General features: G+C 40.0%; 22 protein-coding genes and 1 tRNA gene. 5 read left to right on the top strand and 18 right to left on the bottom strand.

Annotation, left to right across the window (positions count from 1 at the left end; all coding sequences use genetic code 11):
• Positions 1-90: 90 nt before the first annotated feature.
• The 16 genes from PMAN_RS03735 to PMAN_RS03660 form a co-directional block, all read right to left on the bottom strand.
• Positions 91-423 carry a Na+/H+ antiporter subunit G gene (locus PMAN_RS03735; RefSeq protein ID WP_006793387.1) on the bottom strand — a complete coding sequence of 111 codons (333 nt, stop codon included), beginning with the start codon at positions 421-423 and terminating at the stop codon, positions 91-93.
• A 9-nt stretch (positions 424-432) separates the two neighbouring features.
• Positions 433-702, bottom strand: coding sequence for a K+/H+ antiporter subunit F (locus tag PMAN_RS03730; RefSeq protein ID WP_006793386.1), 270 nt, complete (start codon positions 700-702; stop codon positions 433-435).
• A complete protein-coding gene (locus PMAN_RS03725) occupies positions 696-1232 on the bottom strand; it encodes a Na+/H+ antiporter subunit E (RefSeq protein WP_006793385.1) in 537 nt (178 codons plus the stop codon). Before PMAN_RS03725 ends, PMAN_RS03730 begins: the two co-directional genes overlap by 7 nt.
• Complete coding sequence (locus PMAN_RS03720) at positions 1232-2749, bottom strand: monovalent cation/H+ antiporter subunit D (RefSeq protein ID WP_010555985.1); 1518 nt, start codon at positions 2747-2749, stop codon at positions 1232-1234. The genes PMAN_RS03725 and PMAN_RS03720 overlap by 1 nt, the downstream gene beginning before the upstream one ends.
• Positions 2746-3099, bottom strand: a complete 354-nt coding sequence (locus tag PMAN_RS03715; RefSeq protein ID WP_006793383.1) for a Na+/H+ antiporter subunit C — start codon at positions 3097-3099, stop codon at positions 2746-2748. Before PMAN_RS03715 ends, PMAN_RS03720 begins: the two co-directional genes overlap by 4 nt.
• On the bottom strand, positions 3099-5891 hold the full coding sequence (locus tag PMAN_RS03710) for a monovalent cation/H+ antiporter subunit A (protein WP_033025209.1): 2793 nt from the start codon (positions 5889-5891) through the stop codon (positions 3099-3101). Before PMAN_RS03710 ends, PMAN_RS03715 begins: the two co-directional genes overlap by 1 nt.
• 200 nt (positions 5892-6091) lie before the next feature.
• Positions 6092-7201, bottom strand: coding sequence for a hypothetical protein (locus PMAN_RS03705; protein WP_010555984.1), 1110 nt, complete (start codon positions 7199-7201; stop codon positions 6092-6094).
• 1 nt (position 7202) lies between these two features.
• Positions 7203-8081, bottom strand: a complete 879-nt coding sequence (gene nlpI / locus PMAN_RS03700; protein ID WP_010555983.1) for a lipoprotein NlpI — start codon at positions 8079-8081, stop codon at positions 7203-7205.
• 209 nt (positions 8082-8290) lie between these two features.
• A complete protein-coding gene (gene pnp / locus PMAN_RS03695; protein ID WP_010555982.1) occupies positions 8291-10417 on the bottom strand; it encodes a polyribonucleotide nucleotidyltransferase in 2127 nt (708 codons plus the stop codon).
• Between the two features lie 330 nt (positions 10418-10747).
• Entirely contained in the window at positions 10748-11017 is a 270-nt protein-coding gene (rpsO, locus tag PMAN_RS03690; RefSeq protein ID WP_006793376.1) for a 30S ribosomal protein S15, read from the bottom strand.
• A 109-nt stretch (positions 11018-11126) separates the two neighbouring features.
• Positions 11127-12071 (bottom strand): tRNA pseudouridine(55) synthase TruB, encoded by a 945-nt coding sequence (gene truB, locus PMAN_RS03685; protein WP_010555981.1) that lies wholly within the window; start codon positions 12069-12071, stop codon positions 11127-11129.
• Positions 12072-12085: 14 nt separating this feature from the next.
• Entirely contained in the window at positions 12086-12532 is a 447-nt protein-coding gene (rbfA, locus tag PMAN_RS03680) for a 30S ribosome-binding factor RbfA (protein ID WP_006793374.1), read from the bottom strand.
• A 109-nt stretch (positions 12533-12641) separates the two neighbouring features.
• The gene (infB, locus tag PMAN_RS03675; RefSeq protein WP_006793373.1) at positions 12642-15299 is read right to left on the bottom strand and encodes a translation initiation factor IF-2; all 2658 of its coding nucleotides are present in this window, start codon (positions 15297-15299) and stop codon (positions 12642-12644) included.
• 25 nt (positions 15300-15324) lie between these two features.
• Positions 15325-16824: a transcription termination factor NusA gene (nusA, locus tag PMAN_RS03670; RefSeq protein WP_006793372.1), complete on the bottom strand. Its 1500-nt coding sequence runs from the start codon at positions 16822-16824 to the stop codon at positions 15325-15327.
• 39 nt (positions 16825-16863) lie between these two features.
• Complete coding sequence (gene rimP, locus PMAN_RS03665; protein WP_006793371.1) at positions 16864-17319, bottom strand: ribosome maturation factor RimP; 456 nt, start codon at positions 17317-17319, stop codon at positions 16864-16866.
• 282 nt (positions 17320-17601) lie between these two features.
• Positions 17602-17678: transfer RNA gene (locus PMAN_RS03660), tRNA-Met, on the bottom strand.
• A 392-nt stretch (positions 17679-18070) separates the two neighbouring features.
• Between PMAN_RS03660 and PMAN_RS03655 the strand changes: the two genes are divergently transcribed.
• The gene (locus tag PMAN_RS03655) at positions 18071-18532 is read left to right on the top strand and encodes a globin (protein WP_010555980.1); all 462 of its coding nucleotides are present in this window, start codon (positions 18071-18073) and stop codon (positions 18530-18532) included.
• Positions 18533-18696: 164 nt separating this feature from the next.
• Positions 18697-20253, top strand: a complete 1557-nt coding sequence (locus PMAN_RS03650; protein WP_010555979.1) for a cryptochrome/photolyase family protein — start codon at positions 18697-18699, stop codon at positions 20251-20253.
• Positions 20254-20320: 67 nt separating this feature from the next.
• Here the strand turns inward: PMAN_RS03650 and PMAN_RS03645 are convergent, their stop codons facing one another.
• Positions 20321-20767, bottom strand: coding sequence for an Hsp20 family protein (locus PMAN_RS03645; RefSeq protein ID WP_010555978.1), 447 nt, complete (start codon positions 20765-20767; stop codon positions 20321-20323).
• Positions 20768-21076: 309 nt separating this feature from the next.
• The gene (locus PMAN_RS03640) at positions 21077-21604 is read right to left on the bottom strand and encodes a redoxin family protein (RefSeq protein ID WP_010555977.1); all 528 of its coding nucleotides are present in this window, start codon (positions 21602-21604) and stop codon (positions 21077-21079) included.
• A gap of 300 nt (positions 21605-21904) precedes the next feature.
• Between PMAN_RS03640 and PMAN_RS03635 the strand changes: the two genes are divergently transcribed.
• The 3 genes from PMAN_RS03635 to PMAN_RS03625 all read left to right on the top strand — a co-directional run bounded on the left by PMAN_RS03635 (position 21905) and on the right by PMAN_RS03625 (position 24752).
• Positions 21905-22318 (top strand): TlpA family protein disulfide reductase, encoded by a 414-nt coding sequence (locus tag PMAN_RS03635; RefSeq protein WP_010555976.1) that lies wholly within the window; start codon positions 21905-21907, stop codon positions 22316-22318.
• A gap of 208 nt (positions 22319-22526) precedes the next feature.
• Positions 22527-22790 carry a GrxA family glutaredoxin gene (locus tag PMAN_RS03630; RefSeq protein ID WP_010555975.1) on the top strand — a complete coding sequence of 88 codons (264 nt, stop codon included), beginning with the start codon at positions 22527-22529 and terminating at the stop codon, positions 22788-22790.
• A 159-nt stretch (positions 22791-22949) separates the two neighbouring features.
• Positions 22950-24752 (top strand): DEAD/DEAH box helicase, encoded by a 1803-nt coding sequence (locus PMAN_RS03625; RefSeq protein WP_006793364.1) that lies wholly within the window; start codon positions 22950-22952, stop codon positions 24750-24752.
• The last annotated feature ends 59 nt before the right edge of the window (positions 24753-24811 follow it).

Genomic DNA, 24811 nt, shown 5'->3' with positions numbered 1-24811 from the left:
TAATAACAAAAAACCGAATAAATTTCTTTATTCGGTTTAAGAACGCTCATTGGTATTACACTACCCAGATAGTGTAATAATTAATAAAGCTTAATCATCCTCAATATTATCTAGGCCTTTTGTGCCCTCTTTTGGCTTAAGTTTGTGATGAATAGCCGACTTAATTAACATATAGCCACTTATTGGGGCGGTAATTAATAGAAATATAGTAATCAATATTTCCTTAACACTTAAACCCGTTTCAGAGTTTGCAAAAAATACCATGGCGGCAATTAATATACTTGCCATACCTAAAGTGGTGGCCTTTGTTGGGCCATGTAAACGCATAAAAAAATCGGGCAGTTTTAATAAGCCTAACGAGCCAATTAAAATAAACGTGCCGCCAAATAACAATAAAATTGATACAACCCACTCGCTAATCATCTTGCCACCCTATTCAATTATATCGCCACGTAGTAAATACTTACACACCGCAACAGTGCTTACAAACCCTAACATGGCTATCAGCAATGCAGCCTCAAAATACAAGCCTGTTCCCATACTTATGCTGTATAAAACAATAAGTGCAATAACATTAATATACATAGTATCAAGGGCTAAAACTCTATCAGGAATCGAAGGCCCTATAATAAGGCGCCACAAATTAAGTAATAAAGAGAGCCCTATCATGGCAAAAACGATAAGTAATACGGTATCTAACATTGAAATATCTCCTTTAGTGGAGCTTCGTAACGCTTTTTAATATGCTTGATAAGCTCGGCTTCGTTATCAAGGTCAAGTACATGTATGAGCAAATAACGCTGTGTCATTTCCTCGCCCTGTGCTAACGATTCAGGAATAGGGTACACCTCAGCACTTACAGTACCGGGTGTTAACGACACACTGCTTGCTAAAATTGTAATCGGCATATCGTGTGTTAAGTCTAAGGGGACTTTAATAAATGCGGGGCGTAATTTTTTGGAAGGCCCAACAATTAATAACGCAACCTGTAAGTTAGCTACAATAATATCGTAAAGTACAATTAAAAATTGTTTTAGAGCTAGCCCTGGCTTTAATATAAGCGGCTGAGGGTCTCTAAACGAGAAGCTTAAAATAGGAATAAAAATAGCAAAAAATGTTGCCAGTACAATATGACCAACCGACACACTATTATTGAGCAACAACCATACTATAAACAAAAATAAGCTACGAAATGGTGTTGGTAACCAACGAAAACGGGCTTGCAGTCTCATTACATGCCTCCTTTTAGTACAGCATTTATGCCACCGCTAATATCATGTAATTGCGTAGCAGCACCTACCATGTATTCGCTAATCGGCCCGCCAAAAATAACTAATAATGGCGAACATGCGAGTAACCCTATAATTACCGTAACTTGTAATGGGTTTGCATCAGCGCAGTCTGGGCTTTCGCTGCGTTTATCTTTTCTTTCCCAAAACAAGCTTGTACCCGCACGAGAAAGTGCAACTAACAATGCAAAGCTTGTTATTAAATAAACGGGCCAAAATACTAAGGCCTGCTCACTATTTAAAGTCGATTTTAGTATCCATATTTTACCAACAAAGCCAGATAAAGGCGGCATACCTACCACAGTTAAAGCGGCAACAACAAAACATGCTCCAAGTAAAAGCGGCTGTTTAACTGCACGCCCACCAACAAGCCTGTCAGCGACTTTACCACGTTGCTTAGTAATTAAGTCGGCTAATAAAAATAACGCGGCACTCACTAATGTTGAATGCACTAGGTAATACAATAATGCAGCCGTTGCATTTACATTTTGTAAAGCCACTAGCGCAACTAATGTACCTACCGACACTAACACTAAGTTAGCAGTTAACTTACGCAAGTCTTGCGCGGCTATTGCGCCCATGGCACCGACGATAATAGTGGCAATTGCTAATCCCCAAAGCCAAGGTTGTACCATGTGCTCAAGTGCACCCGCCTGTTCACCAAATATAACGGTGTAAACACGCAGCATGGCATAAACGCCCACCTTAGTCATAATAGCAAATAAGGCTGCAACAACAGGTTTAGCGCTTGCATAGGTATTTGGAAGCCATAAATGCAGGGGCAATAATGCGCCTTTTAAAGCAAATACAATAAGTAGTAATAAACCACCGGCTTTAGCAATAAATACATCGTCACCATTAAGCTGTGATACCTTTTGCGCCATATCAGCTATATTCAATGTACCTAATACGCCATATAAAATACCTAAACCTATTAAAAATACACTTGAGCCCACTAAATTTAAAATGACATACTGTAGCGCTGCACGTGTGTTTTGTTTGTCGCCACCGTGCATAAGTAATGCATACGATGCAATAAGTAAAACTTCAAAAAATACAAACAGGTTAAACAAATCCCCCGTTAAAAAAGCGCCGTTAACACCCAATACTAAAAAATGAACTAGGGGGTGATAAAAGCTCCCTTTTTCATCATCGCCAGCACTGCCATATAAAATGGCCCCAAGTCCTAAAAACGAGGTTAGCGCTACGAGTAATGTTGATAAATTGTCGGCCACAAGTACTATCCCAAAAGGGGCCGACCAATCACCAATGGCATAAACACTGATACCCGTATTGTAAATATGCATTAATAAAAACACACTAACGGCAAACGTAACAAGCGCCATAGCATTTGATGCGTAACGGCGAATTTTTACACTTTTACCACACGGTGGAAGTAACAAAATAACCGCTGCAAGCATAGGTAATAAAATAGGTAAGGATGCTAAATGTTGAATCATTTTTGCTCCTTAACTACAGCAGCTGATTTAACTGGGCTTCCATCAACATGATCGCTCCCTAAATCAGCACGTCCACGAATAGCCAAAATAACCACAAATGCTGTCATTGCAAAACCAATTACAATTGCGGTTAAAACCAAGGCTTGAGGAAGTGGATCGGCGTAATCTGCTCCGGTACCAAGTACCACTGCTTTATTTATAGTTAAACGCCCCGATGAAAATAAAAATAAGTTTACTGCATACGAGATCATGGTAAGACCCAGCACTACAGGAAACGTCCGTGCTCTCAACAGTAAAAATATACCGCAGCTAACTAATACACCAACGCACGATGCGTATAATAGCTCCATTAAATATTCACCTCTTTTTTAGGGGCATCGGAAGTCATATTACCCAAACTAGCTAAAATCATTAATGTTGCACCTACTACGGTGAGGTACACGCCAAGGTCAAACACAATTGCACTAGCAAGCTCTGTTTTACCTACAAACGGAATATCAAAGTAATCAAACCACGTGGTTAAAAATGGCCGACCGAAGAACCAGCTACCTACACCGGTAAACATAGCGATACCAATCCCCGAGGCAATAATTTTACGGTAGTTGATGTCAAAACGCTCGGTGATCCAGTTAGAGCCATGTGCCATGTACTGCAATATGAAAGCAATTGACGTAACCAAACCAGCAATAAAACCACCACCTGGTAAGTTGTGACCACGCAAGAATATATACGCTGATACTAACAACGCCAACGGCAATAAGCTTTGTGAAATACTTGCAAGTAATATTGGGTAACGCTCACGCGCCCATGGACGTCCTTCGCTATCACTGGCAGGCATAAATAATGGGATACGTGAAAGCACTTTAAATATACCTAATGCAGCTATACCCAGTACCGTTATTTCACCTAGGGTGTCAAATCCCCTAAAGTCGACCAAAATAACGTTAACCACGTTTGTACCGCCACCACCTGTTTTGGCATTAGCGACAAAGTAATCAGAAATAGAATTTAACGGACGCGTTAATATCGCATAACAAATACTCGCAACCACTACACCAATAGTAGAGGCGATTCCTAAGTCGCGCAGTACTCGCAACGAGCTAGACTCTTTAGGCGTATGCTGAGGTAAAAAGAACAACGCAAGCATAAGCAATATAATAGTGGCCACCTCAACAGTAAGCTGAGTTAACGCTAAATCTGGCGCAGAAAAACGAGTGAATAAAACCGACACCATTAAGCCTACAATAGACAGCATCAACAGTGCGACCATTCTCGACCTGTGCCAAATAACGGTGGCTATTGCGCCAATTATTAATAAACCAGCACCAATTGCGTTATGCACATCAACAGGTGTGCGCGGCATACTGCCAGCTAATTGTTGCATTTCAAATAATGGCCAACCGGCACAAAGTAAAACGACACCCAGCATAATAACCAAATAGCGCTGTAAAGAACCATTTTCAGTGCTGTTGATCTTACTCTGACACCATGCAACTACACTCAGCACTGCACGTTCAAAGGTTTTTTTAGCATTAAGTGTGGGAAGTGATGCCTGAAATTGAAATAAATATTTGCGATTCACGTAAATAAACAAACCACCTACAACGGCCATTGCACTCATCAGTAACGGTAGATTAAAACCATGCCAAATTGTTAACTTGTACTCTGGCATAGCTTCCCCCAACACCGCTAATGACGCCGCAGATAAAATACTATCAACAGTAAAGCTTGGGAAAATACCCACCAAAATACACAGCACAACCAGTATTTCTATTGGCACACGCATATAACGTGGCGGTTCATGCGGTGTTCTAGGCAAGTCTATTGGGTCGCCGTTAAAAAATACATCGTGAATAAAGCGTGCTGAATAGGCGACTGCAAATGCACCTGCCACCGTTGCAAGTACCGGTATTAACCATGACATAGAGCCAAGTACTTGCTGATGTAGTGTTTCGGCAAAAAACATTTCTTTAGATAAGAAACCATTGAGTAGAGGTACACCCGCCATAGCTGCAGCAGCAACCATTGCAAGAGTCGCGGTATAAGGCATAAACCGCCACATACCATTGAGTTTACGCATATCACGTGTGCCTGTTTCATGGTCAATAATACCGGTAGCCATAAATAACGACGCTTTAAATGTGGCGTGGTTAATTATATGAAATATGGCTGCAACCGTTGCAAGCTCGGTATCAAGGCCAAGCAATAGCGTGATCAAACCTAAATGGCTGATTGTCGAATACGCAAGTAACCCCTTTAAATCGTGTTTAAATAACGCTATATAAGCACCAAATAACAATGTAGCTAAACCAGTTAAACCAACTAATAAAAACCACATTTCGGTTCCAGCTAAAGCTGGATAAAAGCGCGCAAGTAAAAAGATACCGGCTTTAACCATCGTTGCTGAGTGCAAGTAAGCGCTAACGGGCGTAGGTGCAGCCATAGCGTGAGGTAACCAAAAATGAAACGGAAACTGAGCTGATTTAGTAAATGCACCCAGCAATACTAAAACAAGTGCTAACTCGTATAAATCATGGGATTGAATAATGGCTTTACTTGCCAAAATAACATCTAAGTCATAACTGCCAACAATATCACCTAGTAACATTAACCCGCCAAGTAGTGCTAAACCACCCGCACCCGTTACGGCTAAAGCCATTCGCGCGCCCTTACGCGCTTCAGATTTATGCCACCAATAACTTATCAATAAAAAAGAACTGATACTGGTCAATTCCCAAAATAGCCATAGCTGTATAACGTTATTAGACATAACAATGCCTAGCATTGCAGTCATAAATAACATTAAGTAGCTATAAAGCTTAGCCATTGAGTCATTGGCGCTGAGGTAATAACGTGTATATACAATAACAAGCAAACCAATGCCTAATATCATAAACATAAACAAGAGGCTTAAACCGTCTATACGAAGCGATAAATCTAGACCAATAGAGGGGATCCACGCTAAGGAATAGCGGATAGTTTCACCGGCAAGAACCGCTGGTGCATGGTATAAAGTAATCCCCAAAGCGGTTAACGGTGCAAGCACAGTAGCAAATGTACTTTGATTGCGAGAAAGTTTGCCTGTGAATGCAGAAATAACACTGCCAATCAAGGATAACAAGGGTATCCAGAGCAAAGTCATAATGTAGGGCCTTTTATAATCATAAGTTTATCAGGGCGCCACTTTTATACATTAAGTGATGCTTTTACTGCCTGTTTTTAAACGACATTAATGGTAATAGTTATACTCAATAACAGATATTTTGTCTATAAAAAGCGAAGCATGTTGAGTTAATTTTAAGTGAGAAAATAGGGACTTAAAAACCAATGGTTATAGACATATTAACGCTTAATTTTATCTATATGTGCTAACCAAAGGGCCCTGTATTGATCAGAGAGCTTTATCTGTTGATATTCTAGAATTGACCAGTCTTTACTTGGTTTGTAGGCTACACCGCCACTCTGGCAGCTTTTACTTCTATGCCAACCTTTTGGTGATTTTTCATCTTTTTGTGCAATATACAAGTTAGGAGCAACTAAGCCTCTCATTTTACACAACCAAGCCTGCTTAGCTTTGGGTAAAACATACTCATCTTCAAAGCCATTAAAGTGCATTAGCTCATGCAAGAAAATCCCATAATTGGCATCTGAATTTAATTGCATAATTCCTCGGCTAACATTAGCACTTCCATGTTTGGGCATCATTACAACAAAATCAAATTTTCTTAAAAATTGTTTATTTATTAAAGTAGATTGCCAATCACAATTAGCCGCTTCGCTCATGCTATTATTGCACTTTAAAGCACCACCCACATACACGGGCTTACTAAAGCAAAAAGTGTCCTGTCTTGGCTCCGGATTTTTATTATAAGTTTTGATTAATGCCGATAACTTATAAAGTCCACTTCGATGATCGCTCATCGTTAAAACATTAAACTGGCATTTTCTATTTACCGTAATAGTAGAATTTAACGATAAAAAGTCCAATGAGTGTAAAAATGGTTCGGGGATCTGTGTGTGAATAACACCATTGTGTAAGTTAAGGTGATTTAATACAAAACCAGGCTCTAGGTAGCCTAACGTGTTTAAAAATTTAAGATCGTCCCATTGCTTATTAACAAGTAATTGCTGGGCTAACTTGGCAAGCTGAAAATTACTTATTTTTGGTAAACTAAGTCGCCAAAATAACTTCGCTGCTTCAGCTTGGTCTTTTTTGATCAGGTGTAAAGAATACTCGTATTGAGCAGAAGGTATGTGATGCCTAGCAAGCAAGCCAAGAGTCTTTTTAGGCAGTTTATTTATATTTGCTAAAAAGTAGCGAGGAAACTGCCAATATAATTGTAGCGGTTCGGCTTTGGCATTTAAAACCTGCCAAAAGCCAATACCACCATAGCTGTTGCTCGACCCTGCAACCAACAAGCTAAAAAGTAATGCTAATGTTGTTCTTAACACACTAACTTGCGTCTGCTTCCATTAAAAGTTCAAGCTCTAAGCGAGCATATTTATATTCTATGAACTCATGTACATTAGTAGATAGTGCCAATCTAAAATAATCAGCGGCAACATAGGTATCACCCGCTGCTTGGTGTAGCTTTGCTAAGTAAAAATAAGCTTCGCACAAACGTTGGGCATATTCTTGCTCTGACTTAACGCCATCGCTTACACCAGATAAAAATGTATGTTCACTCATATCACCCGCAAAAAGTGAGATTAACTGATATGCCCATTGCGAGTCATCAAGCGCTTTAGAGTTAGTTTTTAGTTCAGCAACTGCTGAATCTTTGTCTAATTTAGCTTGTGCTAAATACACCCACAATACGCGATAAGGGTCATTAGGAGAACGCGCTAAAAATTGACTGAAGTCTGTTTTTGCAATACTGGGCCTATCGCCATAATAAAGCGCAATACCGCGGTTCAAGTAAGCGTATTCGTGTTCTTCATCTAGCTCTAACGCAGAGTCAAAAAGCTCGTACGCTTTTTCATATTGCTGCATTAATGTGTGTTGAATACCTAAAAAATTATACACCTCAGCTAAGTCAGGCTTAAGTTTTACCGCACGGTTAAAGTCAATGCGCGATAAAGTGGTCATGCCTAAACTATCGAACAGCACTCCGCGGTCGTAATATAACTTTGCTTGTTGCTCTGGCGTTAAATCAGCTCTATTAAGTAATTCTGAATAACGTGCGATAGCTATTTCACTGCGAAAATCAGACGCTAAGGGCGCAGTGAAAGGCACGTTTACTACAGGTGCTGATTCTGATTGGGTTGTTGTTTGGCAAGCGCTTAAAGACAAAATAGCAAAAGACGCCAAAGCAATGTGTTTGAAAATCATTAAAATCCTTAATACCAAGGTTGGTAGCATTATGACTGACGACGAGTGATTTGGTTCATAGTTGCACATACACTATGTATCATCGCAAGAAATTTAGCTTCCTTGAATAATCTTTGTTTAAATTCAAGTCCCTCATTAAAGCATAAAAAAAGGGGCTAAACAGCCCCCTTTTATATTATCCAGAAAATATCTGGATTGAGTATTAGCAATTAAGCGTCAGTTGACGCATCTGCCGCTGGTGCAGCTGATTCCATTGCTTCTTTAATACTAAGACGTACACGGCCTTGACGGTCTACTTCTAGCACTTTAACTTTAACTTCTTGACCTTCGCTAAGGTGATCAGCAACGTTATTAACGCGCTCTGTGCTAATTTGAGAAATATGCACTAAACCATCTTTACCAGGAAGAATATTTACAAACGCACCGAAATCTACAATACGTACAACTTTACCTTCGTAGATAGTACCTACTTCAAGTTCTGCTGTTAATTGCTCAATACGGCTGATTGCATTTGCAGCGCTTTCACCGTCAGTAGCGGCAATTTTAATTGTACCGTCATCACCGATTTCAATTGTTGTGCCTGTTTCTTCAGTAAGTTGACGAATAGTAGCGCCACCTTTACCAATAACTTCAGCAATTTTCTTCTGTGGAATTTTCATTGTGTAAATGCGCGGAGCAAACATTGAAAGCTCTTCAGAAGGAGCAGAAATCGCTTCGTCCATCACTTCTAATATGTGTAAACGTGCTGCTTTTGCTTGTTTAAGCGCAATTTGCATGATTTCTTGTGTGATACCTTCAATCTTGATATCCATTTGCAATGCAGTAATACCGTTAGTAGTACCTGCTACTTTAAAGTCCATGTCACCTAAATGATCTTCATCACCTAAGATGTCAGAAAGAACAACGAATTTCTCGTCTTCTTTAACTAGACCCATCGCAATACCTGCAACAGAAGCTTTAATTGGAACACCCGCGTTCATAAGTGCTAGTGATGTACCACACACAGACGCCATTGAAGATGAACCGTTTGATTCAGTGATTTCAGATACAACACGAATTGAATATGGGAAGTCAGTCAATGTTGGCATTACTGCTTGGATACCACGCTTAGCTAGGTTACCGTGGCCAATTTCACGACGCTTAGGAGAACCAACAAAACCAGTTTCACCTACACAGAATGGAGGGAAGTTGTAGTTAAGCATAAAGTGGTTTTTGTGCGTGCCCGTTAAATCGTCGATTAACTGTGAATCACGTTCTGTACCAAGCGTTGCTGTTACTAATGCTTGTGTTTCACCACGTGTGAAGATAGCAGAACCGTGAGTACGCGGTAATACGCCAGTCATTACGTCTAGTGCACGGATCATATCTGGTTCGCGACCATCGATACGTTTTTCGCCTGCAGCGATACGGCCACGAACAATTTTCTTCTCAAGTGAACCGAATACTTTACCCACTTCTTGCTTATCAAGCGTTTCGCCTTCAGCAAGCTCGCTTGAAAGTGCTTCGATAACTGCATCTTTAGCTACGCCAAGTGCTTCTTTACGCGCTACTTTATCAGTAATACGGTAAGCTTCGCCTACTTTATCAGCAGCAAGTTCAGCTACTTTCTCTTCAAGAGATACGTTTTTCTCAGGTGCAGTCCAATCCCAAGTAGGCTTGCCTGCTTCTGCTTTAAATTCGTTAATAGCATTGATGATAGACTGTGATTGCTCATGGCCGTATACAACCGCGCCTAGCATTACGTCTTCAGCAAGTACGTCTGCTTCTGATTCAACCATAAGTACTGCGTTGTCAGTACCAGCAACAACTAAATCAAGTTGGCTTTCTTCAAGTTCTTTTAACGTTGGGTTAAGAACGTATTCACCACCAATGTAACCAACACGAGCTGCACCAATTGGACCACTGAACGGGATGCCAGAGATAGCAAGTGCTGCTGATGTACCAATCATCGCAACCATATCAGGTTGGATTTCTGGGTTTACAGATACAACAGTTGCAATAACTTGTACTTCGTTTACAAAACCATTTGGGAAAAGTGGACGAATTGGACGGTCAATAAGACGTGCAATTAGTGTTTCGCCATCGTTAGGACGACCTTCACGCTTAAGGAAACCACCTGGGATGCGACCTGCAGCGTACATACGCTCTTGGTAGTTAACTGTTAGTGGGAAGAAGTCTTGACCTGGCTGTGCTTCACGCTTACCAACAACCGTTACTAGTACTGACGTATCGCCAATGCTTGCTAGTACTGCGCCGTCTGCTTGACGTGCGATTGCACCTGTTTCTAGGGTTACAGTGTGTTGACCTAGTTGAAATTCTTTTATAATTGCTTGCACTTAAAATATCCTTTAAATCTAAATAAGTGTTCCATCAAAGTACCAATTACAGTACATAATTGTATTCAGTTGGAAATCAATTAAGTACTACAATTGGCAATGATGTTAATAACCGTAGATAAACCTTTTTATCTACGCGCACAGTATATACCAAAGCCACGTAAAAATGCGAGTCCAGCAAACAGTTTTAGTTTGTGTGTTTGGCATCTGATTGGCTCGAATTAATGAGAGCGACTACAGATAGCTTTAAAGGTGACTTTGCGATGTAATTTGTTAAATTTCAGGCACAAAAAAAGGAGCTAAAAAGCTCCTTTTCTCGTAATCAAGTTCTTAGCGACGTAGGCCAAGTTCTTTGATTAGTGCAGTATAACGCGAGATATCTTTACCTTTAAGGTAATCAAGCAATTTACGGCGAGTGCTTACTTTACGAAGCAGACCACGACGTGAGTGGAAGTCATGCTTGTGATCAGCAAAGTGACCTTGAAGCTTGTTGATATCAAAAGTAAGTAATGCTACTTGTACTTCAGGTGAACCAGTGTCGCCTTCAGCACGTGCGAATTTAGCAATGATATCGATTTTTTCTTGATTGCTTAGTGACATAGTAACTCCAAAAATTAAATTTAAAAGGTGTCTCAGCCGATCACTAATTCAGCCAAAACGATTAAGCGGGCGTATTCTACCAAGTATAATAATAACTACAAGTTAAACTTTACTCTGCCTGCTGGTTTGATAGACCGCGTTTTGATTTTAAATGGCCATCAGGGTTTTTCTCGCCTGTGCCTATAAACACACCATCGGCTAATACCTTTATTGCACCATCAGGTAATTCTTTACCAAGAACTACAGCTTGCCCATGGCTAAATGAAACACCCTGCTCTTTAGTGATTTCCACAACCGGTAAATCAACTAGAGCGGTGTCCATTGGCAAAAGCAGTTCGTCAAGGTAAGTTGACGGAACGGTTTCTTCGTCTTTTGCTTTAGCTAATAACGATTCTAACTGCTCTATAGATACCATTTTATCTGCGGGGTAATGGCCAACAGCCGAGCGGTGAAGCATGATCACATGGGCACCACAGCCTAAGTTTTCACCTAAGTCATCAACAATAGTACGAATGTAAGTCCCTTTAGAAACGTGAGCTGTCATTTGTACTTCATTATTCGCTTCATCAAACTCATCAAGCGTTAGGCTAAATACATTTATTTTTCTGCATTTTCGAGGAACTTCAATCCCTTCACGCGCATATTTATACAAAGGTTTCCCTTCGTACTTAAGCGCAGAGTACATCGATGGATACTGATCAGATTCACCTAAAAACGCTGAAATTTCTTGCTTTAATTGATCAACAGTTACGTTTACATCTCGCGTCTGAACTATTTCACCATCAGAGTCTGATGTTGTTGTTCTTTCACCTAACTTAGCACGCACAACATAGGTTTTATCGGTATCAAGTAAAAACTGAGTAAACTTAGTCGCTTCACCAAAACAGATTGGCAGCATACCGGTAGCAAGCGGATCGAGTGCACCTGTGTGCCCCGCCTTTTGGGCAAAATAGATACCTTTTGCTTGCTGTAATGCCTTGTTTGACGAAATACCTTTGGGTTTATCTAACAACAAAATCCCGTCTATTGGACGGCCTTTACTGCGTCTTGCCATCGCTATATGCCTTCTTAGCTATCTTTATCATCTGCTTGCTTAATGTTGTCACCTGAGTTCGACGCATCATCAACACTACTATCGTCTTCATTGACGTGTTTTGCGTTATCTTCTCTGATGATTGTGTCCACTAAGTTAGAGATACGCATCCCTTCCATTAATGAATTATCAACCACAAACTTTAGCTCTGGCATAATACGAGCACGAATACGTTTGCCTAAAAGCGAACGAATATAGCCCGTAGCTTCGTTAAGTACTTTTGCGCTTTGCTTTGCTGCATCTTCATCTTTTGTGTTAAACACAGTGATGAAAATTTTTGCATAAGATAAATCGCGCGATACTTCTACCGCAGACACTGTCACCATGCCTAAGCGCGGATCTTTAATTTCGCGTTGTAAAATCACAGCAATTTCTTTTTGGATTTGCTGGCCAACACGATCAGTGCGAGAAAATTCTCTCATGAAACTTGTCCTAAAAATGTAACTTATTGAAATTTAATAATAAGCTAATTAAGTAATAGATACACAAATGGGGGCTAAGCCCCCATTTATTTGTTTAGTGAGCTAACAGTTATAAAGTACGTTGTACTTCAACTGTTTCAAATACTTCGATTTGGTCACCAACACGTACGTCATTGTAGTTCTTAACACCGATACCACATTCCATACCATTACGCACTTCTTGCACATCGTCTTTAAAGCGACGAAGTGATTCAAGTTCGCCTTCGTATATAACCACGTTATCACGTAGTACACGGATAGGCGCGCTGCGCTTAATAACACCTTCAGTTACCATACAACCAGCAATTGCGCCAATTTTTGGTGATTTGAACACGTCACGAACCTGAGCAAGACCAATAATTTCTTGCTTAAATTCTGGTGCAAGCATACCTGACATCGCTTGCTTAACTTCTTCAATTAAGGCGTAAATAACGCTGTAGTAGCGTAAGTCTAGGTTCTCAGAATCAATCACTTTGCGTGCAGATGCATCAGCACGAACGTTAAAGCCAACAACAATCGCGTTAGACGCCGCAGCAAGCGTTGCATCTGTTTCTGTGATTCCACCAACGCCTGATCCCACAATCTTCACTTTTACTTCGTCAGTAGAAAGCTTAGTTAGTGAATCAGAAATCGCTTCGATAGAACCTTGAACGTCTGCTTTAAGTACCACGTTAACTTCAGAAACGTCACCTTCAGCCATGTTAGTGAACATGTTTTCAAGTTTCGCTTTTTGCTGGCGCGCTAATTTAACATCACGGAATTTACCTTGACGGTATAATGCAACTTCACGTGCTTTACGCTCGTCTTTAACTACCGTTGCTTCATCACCGGCTGCAGGGATACCAGATAGACCTAAAATCTCTACTGGAATAGAAGGACCTGCAGACTTGATATCTTTACCGTTTTCATCGCGCATAGCACGAACACGGCCATACTCAAGACCACATAATACAATGTCACCTTGGTTAAGTGTACCTGACTGAACAAGGATAGACGCTACTGGACCACGACCTTTATCAAGACGTGATTCAATTACAACACCTGCAGCCATACCTTGACTTGGTGCAGTTAGTTCTAATAGCTCAGATTGCATAAGTACTGCTTCAAGTAGTTCATCAATACCCAAGCCTGTTTTAGCTGAGATATGAACGTACTGCGTGTCGCCGCCCCATTCTTCTGGGATAACGTCAAGCTGTGCTAGCTCGTTCTTAACGCGATCTGGATCTGCGCCTTCTTTATCCATTTTGTTCACAGCAATGATTAAAGGAACACCCGCTGCGCGAGCATGCTGTACCGCTTCTTTAGTCTGTGGCATTACACCATCATCGGCTGCAACTACTAGGATTACAATATCAGTTGCTTTAGCACCACGAGCACGCATTGATGTAAACGCGGCGTGACCCGGAGTATCTAAAAATGTGATCATGTTGCCATTTGTTTCAACATGGTATGCACCAATATGCTGCGTAATACCACCGGCTTCGCCTGAAGCAACTTTTGCTGAACGAATGTAATCAAGCGTTGATGTTTTACCATGGTCAACGTGACCCATTACAGTAACAACTGGAGCACGAGGCTCTGACTTACCATCTTCATGGCGGTCGTTAAGTACTGTTTGCTCTAATTCGTTTTCTTTAACGATGATAACTTTATGGCCCATTTCTTCTGCTACAAGTTGCGCAGTTTCTTGGTCAATAACTTGGTTAATTGTAACCATGTCACCCATTTTCATCATTGTTTTTACAACTTCAGCGCCTTTAACAGCCATGCGTGATGCAAGCTCAGCAACTGTAATTGTTTCACTAATACGTACTTCATTTTTTACATCAGCTGTTGGTTTTTGGAAACCATGCTGTAATGATGCCGGTGCTTTTAGCTTACCTTTTTTACCCTTAGACGCTGCAAACTTATCTTTTGCTGGCGCTTTTTTCTTTTTCTTAGCACGGCGAGAGCCTTGCTCTTCACGAGCATCAGCTACATCTTCTGCTTCACGTGCGTAAGTTGAAGTCGTAAGGTGGTGATCTGCTGTTTCTTCACGCTTCTTACGCTCTTCCTCTTCTTTCTTCCAACGAGCCGAGTTTTCTTCAGCTAGTTTTCTTGCTTCTTCTGCCTGACGTTTCGCTTCTTCTTCAGCTTTCTTCAATGCGGCCTCTTCTGCTTCTTTTTGCAGACGCTCAGCTTCGATGCGATCTTTCTCAGACTTAGCACTTTGCTCTGGGGTCATCTGCTTTTGTTTCGCTTTACGTTCAGCGTCTGCTTTACGTTTAGCTTCTTCTTTGGCTTTACGATCAGCGTCTTCTTTCGCTTTACGTTCTGCCTCTTGTTTTGCCTTTAACTCAGCTGCAGCTTGTTCAGCTTTTTGCTGCTCTTCAAGACGGGCTTTTTCTTCAGCGGCTAAGCGTTGTTGCTCTTGCTCTTGTTCCATCGCGCTTTTCTTCACGTATGTACGTGTTTTGCGAACTTCAACCTGAACCGCCTTCGCTTTACCTGTAGAGCCAGTCACATTTAATGTGCTTTTGCTCTTACGCTGTAAAGTCATGCGTGCAGGGCCTTCAGAGCCCGTGCCGCCATGTGATTTGCTTAAATGATCAAGTAACGTTGCTTTTTCAGCTTCAGTTACATTATCAGTTGCCTGCTTAGTGATACCCGCTTGCGAAAATTGCTGTAGCAATTTATCAACAGTTGTACCTATATCGCCGGCTAGTTTTTCAACATTTACTTCTGCCATAGTGTGTAATACCTCCGTTAATAAATTACTCGTCTGCAAACCAACAAATGTTTCGTGCAGCCATAATCAGCTCACCTGCTTGTTCAGATGAAAGCTCTGTGATATCGACTAGCTCGTCAATACCTTGCTCAGCCAAGTCTTCAAGTGTTACAACACCTTTACTTGCCATTACAAATGCTAGATGACGCTCTAAGCCTTCAAGCGCAAGTAAGTCTTCAGCTGGCTCTGCGCCTTCTAAGCTTTCTTCCGTTTTAAGTGCTTTAGTTGTTAATGCATCTTTAGCGCGTGAACGTAAAACATCCACCGTTTCTTCGTCAAGACCGTCAATTTCTAAAAACTCAGAGGCTGGCACGTACGCCACTTCTTCAAGTGTTGAGAAACCTTCGTTGATAAGTAAGGTTGCAAACTCATCATCGATATCTAAATTTTCAGTAAATAAGTTAAGTAACTTATCTGATTCTGCTTCATTTTTAGTACGCATCTCGTCAACAGTCATAACGTTTAGTTCCCAACCAGTTAACTGGCTTGCTAAACGAACATTTTGACCATTACGACCAATCGCTTGTGCTAGATTATCGGCTTCTACAGCGATATCCATCGAATGAGTGTCTTCATCTAATACTATTGAAGCAACCTCAGCTGGCGACATTGCATTGATAACAAATTGTGCAGGGTTGTCATCGTAAAGAACGATATCAACACGCTCACCACCAAGTTCAGACGAAACAGCTTGAACACGAGCTCCACGCATACCAACACATGCACCAATTGGATCAATGCGCTTGTCGTTTGACTTAACAGCAATTTTAGCGCGCGAACCTGGATCACGTGCAGCAGCGCGAAGTTCAATCATTTCTTCGCCAATTTCTGGCACCTCAATGCGGAATAATTCCATCAGCATTTCTGGCTTAGAACGCGTTACAAATAACTGTGCGCCGCGTGCTTCTGGCTTAACTTCGTATAAAAGACCACGGATACGGTCGCCTGGACGGAAGTTTTCGCGTGGTAGCATGTCATCACGGTAAATAACTGCTTCAGCGTTGTTGCCTAAATCAAGTACGATTGAATCACGCGTTGCTTTTTTAACAACACCTGTTACTAACTCACCCACTTGGTCTTTATATGCGTCAACAACTAAAGCGCGCTCAGCTTCACGTACTTTTTGTACGATTACTTGTTTAGCCATTTGTGTTGTGATGCGGTCAAATTTGATTGAATCAATTTGCTCTTCAACAAAATCACCTAGCTGTAAGTCAGGCTCTTCAACCTGCGCAGCTTCTAATGTTATTTCGCTGTAAGGATTTTCTAATGAACCATCCTCTAATACTTCAGCAATCTGCCAGCGGCGGAACGTATCGTAATCACCTGTTTTACGGTCAATTGATACACGTACTTCAATTTCACCATCGTGTTTTTTCTTTGTCGCAGTCGCTAATGCGAACTCTAATGCTTCAAAAATCTTTTCTTTTGGAACCGCTTTCTCATTGGAAACGGCTTCAGCAACCAATAATATCTCTTTTGCCATGGGTAATGCCTCGCTTGCCCTATTCCTTCGCACTCGAATTTAAAACTTTGCGATTAAATTCGCACGTTCTATATTACTAAGCATGATCAAATGCTCTACACCATCACTAGATAGTGTGATCATATCGCTGCTAACTGCTATTAAGTCGCCTTTAAAATTTCGACGACCGTCTTGTGGAAGTTTAGTACGCACGCGTACTTCCTCTCCTTGCGCCTGCTCGTAGTGATCTTGTTTGAATAATGGACGATCAACACCAGGAGACGACACTTCCAAATCATATTCATTTGTAATTGGGTCTTCGACATCTAAAATCGCACTAATTTGGCGACTAGCGTCCGCACAGTTATCAACTGAGATCCCATCCTCATGAGCAATATATACTCTTAAGGTAGAATGGCGACCCGCTTGTACAAATTCAAGACCATGTAACTCAAAGCCTAACATTTCTACCGCAGGCGTTAACATGGTTACTAAATCTTGTTCAAGTTTTGTCACGAAAATCCTCCATACAAACAAAAAAAGGGCTTATAGCCCTAAAATACTGAGTTTAAATTTTAATTTAATGACAACCGCCATAAATTAAGAAAGGTGCAGATACAACAACGCCCCGAACCAAGCGGGGCGTCACACCAATAAAGCATAAAACTGTGTGGCCTAGGGCCGAGCTTGGTTGCGAGTCAGTAACTGACCAAATTAAACTACATTAGCTTAAACGCAAAACGCGCATTACATAGAATGCGCGATATAAAATAATAAGTTTTCACTTATTAGTAGAATTGGTTGCGGGAGCCGGATTTGAACCGACGACCTTCGGGTTATGAGCCCGACGAGCTACCAGGCTGCTCCATCCCGCGCCAATAGATATCAAACCTTGATTTAACATCGCTGTTAGTTGTTTTAAAACAGACTAAACAATGGCCGCTATTATAGGGATGTTGGGGATAATTAGCAACCATAATAACCAATAACTTTGGAAATACAGTTCAAATCAGATGTAAGGAAATAAAACATTATACCTATTATGGGTATAAACCTATTTTAAACGGCTAATCATTTGCTAGTTAAGCCTAGTGAAATCGCAATAATGGAATTAATAACTACTCTCACTTTTATTTAAAAAAACAATAGAACTCAAAAAGTTATCAATGAATTAATACTTTTATATCAAAAAACGTGTAATTTTTGTTACGCGAGCTATAATAATAAAAATAATAAAAATAAGTTTTTAATCTTCTGTGAGGCTCTGATGAATTCACATAAATCTGTTTTATTAAAAAGTATTGGCATCATAAAACCAAACTTTCATGCATTTACCGCTCGTTTTCATAGAAAGCTTGTAGAGTCAGATATTTCGATGAAGACGCTAACAGCTGAACAGTTTAACGAAAAAAGTTATATTTTATATTGTACCTTAGAGCGCATAATCAAAAATATTGATAATCCATCATCGGTTGCGCCATTTCTGAGCCATCACTTACAGTTTTTAAAAAAATTAAATATTCAGCAGAGTGATATTAAACCTCTGACTGATATATTTTATGTAACATTAGTTGAGCATTTAGGTCGGTTTTTTAATGAAGAAAGTCATTTAGCATGGCGCAAAGTGCTTACTTACTTTGAACGCTATACGAATGATACGCTGTTTAACGTCTCTAACGTGGTGTGCTTAACCCAACTTTCTAAGCAAAAGCAAAGCAATAATAACTAAGGCGCTTTTAATTGAGCCTACTCATATCAAATTTGATGCTTGATGAGTGTTTATACACTCATTAGCGAATATTTAAATAAAGCTCAAATTATACAATTTGTTATTAAAGTTACAGCGATCGATTAAGCAGACACCCTCGTACAAATTTCAATTTTGGTTTAATCATGGCGACTTACAAAACCTTAAGACTCATTTTAGGCGATCAACTCAATCCTTCTCATTCTTGGTTTAAAAGTAAAGAGGACGATGCTCTCTACCTTATCGCAGAATTAAAACAAGAAACCAATTACGTTAAACACCATGTGCAAAAGCTTTGTGCTTTTTTTAATGCGATGGAAAACTTTGCAACTGCGTTAAAATCTGCAGGTTTCAATGTACTGCACTTAACCCTAGACGACACACACGAAGATGAACACCTACCCGCACTACTAAATCGTGTTGTTAAGGAATATAACTGCTCCTGCATAGAATACTTATACCCAGACGAATTTAGGTTAAAATCGCAATTAGCTGATTTTGAACAATCATCCGAAATAAATGTATCAGCATATGACTCAGAGCATTTTTTACTGCCCTTTAACGATATTAAAGATCGATTCAAAAAAGATAAGCACGTGACCATGGAGCACTTTTATCGTGCTATGCGTAAACGATATGATTTATTAATGGAAGACGATAAGCCAGCTGGCGGTAAATGGAACTACGACAGTAATAACCGCAATAAATTCTCTAAGCAAGACTTAAAATCTATCCCAGAGCCTAAATTATTTAAAAACGATGTAAGTCATATCCTCGCTCGTTTAAAAAAACACAACATCGCTTACTTTGGAGAAATTAAAGAAGGAAAACTCGAATGGTCTACGTCACGTAAGCAAGCCAAAGAATCCCTTGAATACTTTTGTGAGCATTTACTTGTCAATTTTGGTAAGTTTCAGGATGCAATGACAGATCAAAGTAAAGACAATACCAGTCTTTACCATAGCAGGCTCTCTTTTGCCCTAAACACTAAACTGCTTCACCCCTTGTATGTAATCAAACGTGTAATATCTGAATTCGAGCAACGGCCTGACGAAATATCTCTTTCACAAGTTGAAGGGTTTACCAGGCAAATACTCGGTTGGCGAGAATACGTTCGTGCTGTTTATTGGGTAAACATGCCCGACTACGCGACTAAAAATCAACTAAAAGCCAATAATAAGCTCCCTCAATATTTTTGGGATGGTAATACAAAAATGAACTGTTTGAGCCACTCATTAAAGCAAAGCTTAGATACTGCCTACGCTCATCATATACAGCGCTTGATGATCATTGGTAACTTTTGTTTACTCAGCGGAATAAAACCTGACGAAGTTGATAACTGGTACTTAGGTGTCTATATAGATGCCATTGAGTGGGTTGAAATGCCTAACACACGTGGAATGAGCCAATTTGCAGACGATGGAATTATTGCTACTAAACCTTATGCTGCAAGTGGTAATTACGTCAATAAAATGAGCGACTACTGCAAAAATTGTCAATACGACGTGAAACAAAAAGTGGGGGATAAAGCTTGCCCACTGAACAGTTTATATTGGCGTTTTATGAAAACACACCGCGAAAAACTAGAGAAAAACCCACGCATAGGCATGGTTTATAGAAATTGGGACAAGCAAAGCGATGATTTACGCGAAGACACACTTAATCAAGCTACACACTACATAAATAACATTGAGTCTTTATGACACAAAAAAGCCGCCTCAAAAGAGGCGGCTAAATAATCAGGGGAAAAAAATGTTGTTAATAACCAGATTAGCTATCTTCTAGTAAGCGTCCTTGGCCAATCTCAATTTTGCGTGGTTTTAATGCTTCAGGTATTTCGCGCTTAAGCTCTATAGTAAGTAAGCCGTTTGCTAAGTCGGCGCCAAGGACTTTAACATGGTCACCTAGCTGGAACTTTCGCTCGAAATTGCGTTCTGCAATTCCTTGATGAATAAACTTACGTTCTTTGTTTTCATCTTTATTAGCTTTTATACCCGCTACTTTTAATGTGTTATTTTCTGACTCAATGCTTAGCTCGTTGTCGCTAAATCCGGCAACAGCCATAGTGATTTGGTATCTGTCTTGATCGAGTGCTTCAATGTTGTAAGGAGGAAAGCTCGGCTGTTTGTCTGTATTCGCCGCAGCATCCATTAAAGACGCTAAATGATCAAATCCAATGAATGAACGATAAAGTGGTGATAAGTCTACTGTACGCATAATAATATCCTCATATTTAAGCGATATTTTGTTTGCACTTTTCATTTGAACAAGCGCTAACAAATATAAATTAATAATATAAATTTCAATTGTTTAAGTTTAGTTTAGGACCCATCAGGCGTCCTACTAAACTATATATGGACGGTAAAAATGTTTTCAAGTAAATAAATTAAAATATTTAAAAAAATTCCTCATTTTATAAACTAGTGAAATTAGTAACCCATTTTGAGGCATTAAAAAGTCAAATGCTTTTAATGCCTCAAAATGGTTGTTCAGTATTGTAGATTAGCGCTGAGTATTCATCGCTAATTAGTGTGTTAATGTGCCACGAATTGGATAATCGTTTTCGCGAATAAATTCAATGCCAGCCAATAAATCATTTAAATCAGGGCGGGAAAAAGGTGCATTTGATTTATCTAGTATCTGAATTTGATCATGCTCGTTAATTACAAAAATAGCAGGTTCAGCAAATGGGTGATCGGTTTCTTTTTCACTGCGTGGTTCACTAATATACAGGCCTAAATCAGTCATTTGAGCTAATGATAACCCACTATAAAGAGGAAAATTAACGTGTAAATCGTTTAGATGCTCTGTTAATTGTGCGTGACTGTCACCACTAACAGCGGCAATCTCTACCCCTGCATCTTTAAATTTATCACTCATTTTAGCAAGTGCATTAAGTTGTTTAGTACATAATGGACAATGCTTTCCGCGATAGATTACTATCATTTTCCAAGGTAAATCTGTCTGTCGAGCCGACACATCAGCAAGGTTGTTCTCATCATCTTTAACTTTAAGTGAAGGCATTTTCATTGCTGGTTGTAAATAATTGCTCATGATCTTGATCTCCTTTGCAGTTAAAAAACATATTCTATATGTTCGTCTCAAATATAGAGCTTAGGGTTAAAGTTATAAATTCAACCATTAAAATGTAATCAGAAAATTTCTAACGTAATCAGCAGACCTTATTAGCTAAAGGCCTTATTTGTGTAAAGCAGTGAAACTTTAACACAGGCTTTATTAGCAACTGGGCTTGATACACAAGCAAACGCTAAAGCTCTGCCTATCAAATAACAGTGGCTGCTTAGCATTTATGTTAGGGTTGGCTTTTAATTATAAATAGGTCAGATAAAATCAATGGCATTAATACGTAGCACGTTAATAAATTTAAGTTTAGCAATACTCGTGTTTTACTTAGCAAGTGCCTACCAAACGCGTAATTTACTTGAAACAAGCCACACTCCTGCCCCTTATTTTAACTTGCCTATTTTAAATAAAAATAACGAAAGATTTAGTATTGCAGAGCTTGAAGGGAGAACAACCATTGTGTATTTCTTTGCTCCTTGGTGCACAATATGCCGCTACAGCATGCCCAACTTACAAAGCACCTTAATAAACTCAGACATTAATGTAATTGGTATTGCCCTTGATTATAAAAATGAGCAACAAGTTACTCAATTTATTGATGACTTAAACCTAAGTATGCCCATACTTCTTGGTAATCAATATACCCAATCAAATTATAAAGTAAGCGCTTTTCCAACTTACTAAGTAATAAATGCAAATTTACAGATAACAGCACACGCAATGGGCTATTCAACCCAATTAGGAATAGCGGCAAGGACGTGGTGAATTATGCCGTTCATGACTCGGTCAAATTAATGTTCATCGCAATAATAGAATGGCACAATCACTTTTTTGCGCTTTATTATATTTTTTAATCATTTAAACTAAATTCAATCAAATAAAGGAGAGCACTATGCTTACAGTAATTTTTGGCCGTGAAGGCTGCCCATTTTGTGTTCGTGCCAAAGATGTTGCAGAGCAACTTGCCAACGAGCGCGATGATTTTAAATTTCGTTACATCGACATCATAAAAGAAGGCATAAGCAAAGCCGATTTAGAAAAGTCAGCAGGTAAACCTTGCCCTACTGTCCCGCAAATTTTTGTTGATCAAAGTCACATTGGCGGTTTTACCGAATTTGAAGCTTATGCAAAAGAAAACCTAGGCTTGTACAAGTAGTCGTGCATTAAATTTGTTAACCAGTTCAATAATCCCACAATTGAACTGGTTAAATTTCAACCAACATCAAGCACATACAAATTAGTTTTAATTTATACAAGCATTTGCCTCGCTAATCCTATATAATGCGCGCCTCTTTAAATTCGTTGAGGCGTATTAATGTCAGAACCAGTCACGTTTGAATCTCTAAATCTTTCTCCTGCAATTTTGAAGGCAGTTGAAGAGTTGGGTTACAAGACACCATCTGAAATCCAAGCTCAATGTATACCGTTATTGCTAGAAAGAAAGGACGTACTGGGACTAGCACAAACGGGTACAGGTAAAACCGCAGCATTTGCACTGCCGTTACTAAACAATATTGACCCGTCTGTGAAACAGCCACAGATCCTTGTACTCACACCTACACGTGAGCTTGCGATCCAAGTTGCTGAGGCATTTGAACAATATGCAAAAGGTACTCGTGGTGTTGAAGTATTAGCACTATACGGTGGCCAAAGCTACAGCATTCAATTAAGCGCACTTCGTCGTGGCGCTCAAATCATTGTTGCTACTCCGGGTCGATTAATCGATCATATTAACCGTGGCACTATCAAGTTTGATGCTCTTCAAGCACTTGTACTTGATGAAGCCGATGAAATGTTACGTATGGGCTTTATCGATGATGTTGAAAACATCATGGAAAAAACACCGCGCGAAAAGCAAACATGTCTTTTCTCTGCGACCATGCCTAAGCAAATTCAAAACATCAGCAGCAAATATATGAATAACCCTGAACAGGTTCATATTTCTGCGCGTAACTCGACAGTATCGTCTGTTGAGCAAGTGTTTTGGAACGCAAGCGTACATAAAAACAAAGCGATTGTTCGCTTTTTAGAAGCTGAGCAATACGAAGGTGCTATTGTTTTCGTACGTACACGTAACGATACCGTTCAACTTGCTGAATTATTAGAGCGCGAAGGTTTCTCTGCAGCTCCGCTTAATGGTGACATGAACCAGCAAGCACGTGAACGCACTGTTGACCGCTTAAAAAGTGGCATGCTGAACGTTGTTATTGCAACTGACGTAGCAGCTCGTGGTCTCGATGTAGACCGTTTAAGCTTAGTTATCAACTACGACATTCCACAAGATTCTGAAGCCTACGTTCACCGTATTGGTCGTACAGGTCGTGCAGGTCGTACTGGTAAAGCAATTTTATTTGTTAAGCATAACGAACGTTACTTACTTAAAAATATCATTCGTCATACTAAGTCTGAAATTGCTCAGGTTGAATTACCAACAGCTAAAGTTGTTGAAGAAAAACGTATCGCTGCGTTACAAGCAAAATTAAGTATTGCGCTTGAAAACAAAGACATTACGTTCTTTAACGAAGTGGCTACTAACATGGCTGAAAAGCTTGACCTTCCTCTTGAAAACTTAGCGGGTGCTTTACTGTGTTTGGCACAGCAACAGTCGCCAATTAAAGTTGAAGAAGTTAAGATTCAACCACGTGAGCGTAATGAACGCAATTCACGTAATGACCGTGGTGATCGCGGACGTCGTAACGAACGTGGTGGTGAACGTTCTGAACGTAAACCGCGCGAGCGTAACAGCCGTGATGCAGGCCCTATGGATACTTACCGTATCGAAGTAGGTCGTGAGCATGGTGTTCAGGTTAAGAATATTGTTGGCGCAATTGCTAACGAAGCTGATATCTCAAGTAAGTTTATTGGTGACATTCGTTTACACGATCAACACAGCACTGTTCAGTTACCACAAAACATGCCTAAAGATGTACTAGATCATTTCCAAAAAGTGTTTATTTGTAAACGCCCAATGGGTATGACAATTACACAGGATCAAGGCCCAGCTGAACCACGTGGCGAACGCCCATCTGGTGATAGAAAACGTAACGATGGCCCACGCGGTGATAAGCGTAGCGGACCTCGTAAAGAACGTCGCCCAGTTAGCTTTACCGCTAAGTAAGCAACAGTTCTTTAATAAAAAAACCTTGGTATGAAAGTGCCAAGGTTTTTTTGTGTCTA

It is taken from the genome of Pseudoalteromonas marina (assembly GCF_000238335.3).
Taxonomy (GTDB): domain Bacteria; phylum Pseudomonadota; class Gammaproteobacteria; order Enterobacterales; family Alteromonadaceae; genus Pseudoalteromonas; species Pseudoalteromonas marina.
Note: the sequence above shows the minus strand (reverse complement) of the source record. Positions and strands in the feature narration are given on the sequence as shown.

What these genes read in the sequence shown, in the direction of transcription:
- PMAN_RS03715 (WP_006793383.1), bottom strand. Translation starts at nt 3,099, where the DNA reads ATGGAGCTATTATACGCATCGTGCGTTGGTGTATTAGTTAGCTGCGGT.
- infB (WP_006793373.1), bottom strand. Translation starts at nt 15,299, where the DNA reads ATGGCAGAAGTAAATGTTGAAAAACTAGCCGGCGATATAGGTACAACT.
- PMAN_RS03645 (WP_010555978.1), bottom strand. Translation starts at nt 20,767, where the DNA reads ATGCGTACAGTAGACTTATCACCACTTTATCGTTCATTCATTGGATTT.
- PMAN_RS03640 (WP_010555977.1), bottom strand. Translation starts at nt 21,604, where the DNA reads ATGAGCAATTATTTACAACCAGCAATGAAAATGCCTTCACTTAAAGTT.
- PMAN_RS03730 (WP_006793386.1), bottom strand. Translation starts at nt 702, where the DNA reads ATGTTAGATACCGTATTACTTATCGTTTTTGCCATGATAGGGCTCTCT.
- PMAN_RS03630 (WP_010555975.1), top strand. Translation starts at nt 22,527, where the DNA reads ATGCTTACAGTAATTTTTGGCCGTGAAGGCTGCCCATTTTGTGTTCGT.
- PMAN_RS03650 (WP_010555979.1), top strand. Translation starts at nt 18,697, where the DNA reads ATGGCGACTTACAAAACCTTAAGACTCATTTTAGGCGATCAACTCAAT.
- nusA (WP_006793372.1), bottom strand. Translation starts at nt 16,824, where the DNA reads ATGGCAAAAGAGATATTATTGGTTGCTGAAGCCGTTTCCAATGAGAAA.
- PMAN_RS03710 (WP_033025209.1), bottom strand. Translation starts at nt 5,891, where the DNA reads ATGACTTTGCTCTGGATACCCTTGTTATCCTTGATTGGCAGTGTTATT.
- PMAN_RS03635 (WP_010555976.1), top strand. Translation starts at nt 21,905, where the DNA reads ATGGCATTAATACGTAGCACGTTAATAAATTTAAGTTTAGCAATACTC.
- truB (WP_010555981.1), bottom strand. Translation starts at nt 12,071, where the DNA reads ATGGCAAGACGCAGTAAAGGCCGTCCAATAGACGGGATTTTGTTGTTA.
- nlpI (WP_010555983.1), bottom strand. Translation starts at nt 8,081, where the DNA reads ATGATTTTCAAACACATTGCTTTGGCGTCTTTTGCTATTTTGTCTTTA.
- PMAN_RS03720 (WP_010555985.1), bottom strand. Translation starts at nt 2,749, where the DNA reads ATGATTCAACATTTAGCATCCTTACCTATTTTATTACCTATGCTTGCA.
- PMAN_RS03625 (WP_006793364.1), top strand. Translation starts at nt 22,950, where the DNA reads ATGTCAGAACCAGTCACGTTTGAATCTCTAAATCTTTCTCCTGCAATT.
- rbfA (WP_006793374.1), bottom strand. Translation starts at nt 12,532, where the DNA reads ATGAGAGAATTTTCTCGCACTGATCGTGTTGGCCAGCAAATCCAAAAA.
- PMAN_RS03735 (WP_006793387.1), bottom strand. Translation starts at nt 423, where the DNA reads ATGATTAGCGAGTGGGTTGTATCAATTTTATTGTTATTTGGCGGCACG.
- PMAN_RS03725 (WP_006793385.1), bottom strand. Translation starts at nt 1,232, where the DNA reads ATGAGACTGCAAGCCCGTTTTCGTTGGTTACCAACACCATTTCGTAGC.
- rpsO (WP_006793376.1), bottom strand. Translation starts at nt 11,017, where the DNA reads ATGTCACTAAGCAATCAAGAAAAAATCGATATCATTGCTAAATTCGCA.
- PMAN_RS03655 (WP_010555980.1), top strand. Translation starts at nt 18,071, where the DNA reads ATGAATTCACATAAATCTGTTTTATTAAAAAGTATTGGCATCATAAAA.